2 protein-coding genes are annotated in these 1,297 nt (G+C 52.4%); both read right to left on the bottom strand.

All coding sequences use genetic code 11. The annotated features are described in order from the left end of the window. On the bottom strand, positions 1–245 hold a 245-nt coding region (locus tag Q0340_RS06210; protein ID WP_298082584.1), incomplete at its 3' end, for a threonine/serine exporter family protein. Further along, positions 238–1,053, bottom strand: coding sequence for a threonine/serine exporter family protein (locus Q0340_RS06215; protein WP_298082585.1), 816 nt, complete (start codon positions 1,051–1,053; stop codon positions 238–240). The genes Q0340_RS06215 and Q0340_RS06210, both read right to left, overlap by 8 nt. Positions 1,054–1,297 lie beyond the last annotated feature (244 nt).

Genomic DNA, 1,297 nt, shown 5'->3' on the forward strand with positions numbered 1-1,297 from the left:
ACCTTGAGGCGCTTGGCACAGAGCATGCCCAAAACGCCGATCAGAAACGACGCAAAAAGCGTCGCGGCGGCGATCGAAAAAATTTGGCTCTGTATCAGCAAAAACCTGCACGAATGCGCAACCGCCGCAAGCAGCGCCGAGAAGGCAAGCGTCTTTTTAGGCGGCATGCACGCATACGCAAATCCGAGCCCCGCCGCAGCGGCAAAGCAGGCGTCCTTAAATACCAAAAGCGCTATATCAAACATTTACGAGCCCCAAATTTGAGATGCTAAGCGTCAGAAAGAGCCCGATTGCGATGCAGATGATCAAAAGCCCCGTGTTTAGCCCTCTGCTGATGCCTACGAGCATATTTTCGTTTAGGATGTCAAAGACGGAGTTTATCAGCCAGACGCCGGGGATCAAAAAGAGTATACTCGATCCCACGGCGACGTCGGGCGTGGCGCTAAGCCCGTAGCGAGCCCCTAGCGAGACGATGAAGGAGACTGCGAACGAAACCGCGATGTATTGGATTTTTAGGTTGATTTTAAGTTTGCTAAGCAGATGGCGGGCGCAAATTCCAAAAGCCGTAGCCGCAAAAACTAACGCCATCGCGCCGCCGTCGCCGCCAAACAGCTCGCAGAATGCGGCATTTGCGACGCTGAGCAAAACGATGGTTTTGGCGAAGCTTTTCTTCTGCGAGGCTAAAATTTCGGCAAATGAGGCTCTGGCGCGCGCAAGGGGGATTTTTTCGTCGTAAATTTCCCAGCTAAGCGCGCTTAGCTCCGAGATCAGATCGAAGCTGATCTGCGCCGCAGCGCCCGTTTTGACGTAGGTGCGGCGGATGGAGTTGTCCGCGGGGTCCATCACGCTGATGATGAAGTGGCGCACAAAGATCATCAGGCTAGCCTCATAGTCGTAAGCGTCCGCTATCCTGCGCACGCAGTGCTCTATACGCGCGGTGTAAGTGCCGATACTAAGCATCTTGGCGGTGTATTCGCTAAGAAAATTGGTGAGCTCTTGGATCTGCGGCCTCGCCGCCTCTGCTTCTTTTGTCGGTGCTATCTCTGCTATCATTATTTCCTCCGCTACCCTTGTAATCTCAATATCGTTTTGCGCTGTTTTTTGTCATTTTTGCTTCTACGGCGCTCATAGCAGCCTCTATTTCCGCAGCGTCCGCCGTTTTTGATGCCGCTTCGACGGACGTCGCCGCAGAATTTTATTTTTAAAATTTAATGCAGCGGCGCCCGTGGCGGAATTTTCTCTATCCAAATTTGATGCGGCGACAATATCTACGGTGGTAAAGCTTTGGTCGCTTAAA

The organism is uncultured Campylobacter sp., from assembly GCF_938045595.1.
Taxonomy (GTDB): domain Bacteria; phylum Campylobacterota; class Campylobacteria; order Campylobacterales; family Campylobacteraceae; genus Campylobacter_B.

Bases quoted from the DNA above. Each gene is read 5' to 3' on its own strand.
- Q0340_RS06215 (WP_298082585.1), bottom strand. From the start codon at position 1,053: ATGATAGCAGAGATAGCACCGACAAAAGAAGCAGAGGCGGCGAGGCCG.